The sequence below is a fragment of the Paenibacillus piri genome, from assembly GCF_004354045.1.
Classification (GTDB): domain Bacteria; phylum Bacillota; class Bacilli; order Paenibacillales; family NBRC-103111; genus Paenibacillus_S; species Paenibacillus_S piri.
In genome coordinates this window covers 1-1,839 of the sequence record NZ_SMRT01000049.1, presented here as the reverse complement: position 1 = coordinate 1,839, position 1,839 = coordinate 1, and the positions used below count along the sequence as shown (strand labels likewise).

Sequence of the window (1,839 nt, the reverse complement as noted above, 5' to 3'; positions counted from 1 at the left end):
CCTCCTCGTATAATCAGTTTAGAAGCTCATTTTGAGCGAATTTCCAGTTGATCCGGACAACGGGAAAGAGCCTAAATGAATTTCCAATATATAAGTGATGGTGGCACCTCTACTTGATGGGGGATGTGGGCGTAGCCGAACCCGTACCGCAGCCCGAAGGGCGAGGAACGGAAGTCGGGGAAGCGAAGCCTTCTTCCTTCCACTCCAATCGATCCGGACGATCAGAGAGCCCCACCTTCACTTGGAGAAAGCCCCGGTTTCCTCGTCCACATGGTTTTGTTTCACCCCGTTTTACCCCTCATTGGATGAGGAAACCGGGAAGCTCAATGAAACATATCCATCATTGTGTTACATCGTCAGAATGGGTTAACCCATTACTGTTGCTTTGTCATGCACATTATTCACAACTGAATAGCTGAAGCGATCRGATGCGGGATATCTGCATTGCCAGCGTTCGCTTCTTTACAACTCAGACCTGCCTGTGGAACAATGGGGTCGACAAGCTTTTTTCAGGAGATTTCTTCCCCTCCTTGCGGACCGAAAGGTACTGCTCAGATAGCCTGTTACCTGTGACCCATCACTCATGTTCTAACCGCTGGTTGCGCCGCTGCAATCGCTTGGGGAGTAGCACCCGTAATTGTCGAGCGATGCAGATGAGTGCTAATGACGAGGCTGAAGTCGGTGGTTTCCACAGGCGCCCAGGTCTGAAATTAGCTTGATTACTTCTGCACAGGAGGTGATTCCATGTCACCAATGCTGATTGGTATAGACGTAAGCTTACGCTCCCACCATGTACAGTTCATGGATGGAGCCGGAAGAGAACTGGCCTCCTTTTCCGTGTCCAATGATCAAACCGGGGCTGACACCCTGATGAAAAAGATGCTGGACACCGCGACAAAGGAAGAGCTTCAGCATCTTCGTATCGGGATGGAGGCGACCTCTAATTTAGGCTGGCATCTGGCTCATTATTTAAAGAGCGAGTTRCAATCCTATGAACCAAAGGTTATGTCCCAAGTGTTCGTCTTAAATGCAAGAAAGGTGGCTCGTTTCAAGAAGGGATACGACTCGCTTCCCAAGAACGACCGCATCGATGCCTGGGTTATTGCAGACCATCTGCGATTTGGACGACTGCCCCATGAGATGAAAGACATCATCCAATTTGAAGCTTTGCAGCGCCTTACCCGTACTCGATTTTATTTAATGAAGAACATTAAAAGGGACAAGACCTATTTCTTAAATCAGGTCTTTTTGAAGTTCAGCGGCATGCGCCAGGATAATCCATTTTCCAATACATTCGGCAGTACAAGCCTAGCGGTGATTCAAGAGTTAGAGCCCGAGCAAGTTGCTAACATGTCGATACAAGAACTGGTTGAGTTTCTTAACGATAAAGGAAAGAACCGCTTTAAGAACACAGAGGAGATTGCTACTTATCTTCAAAAGCTTGCTCGCTCCTCTTACCGTCTGGATAAGACCATGCAAGATCCCGTGAACATCTCGCTAGCTACGACACTCAGTGTAATTAACCATCTGGAGTCCGAAGTATTGAAGCTGGATAAAGAGATCGCCAAGATTATGAAGGGCATCCCTCAGACCTTGACATCGGTCAAAGGAATTGGCCCTGTTTTCGCGGCGGGCATCCTTGCTGAGATCGGCGGCATCGACCGCTTCCATGACCATAGCGACTTGGCAAAGTATGCCGGCCTTGTCTGGAACCAGAACCAGTCCGGTGAATTTGAAGCCGAGGAAACATCCCGTATGCGCACCGGTAACAAATACTTGCGCTACTATCTGGTTCAAGCTGCTGATTCGGTGCGAAAACACGATGCCGAGTACAGAGAC

1 protein-coding gene is annotated in these 1,839 nt (G+C 48.7%); it reads left to right on the top strand.

Translation table 11 applies throughout. The annotated features are described in order from the left end of the window. Positions 1-744: 744 nt before the first annotated feature. The coding region (locus tag E1757_RS35495; protein WP_133237151.1) for an IS110 family RNA-guided transposase at positions 745-1,839 on the top strand (1,095 nt) is incomplete at its 3' end.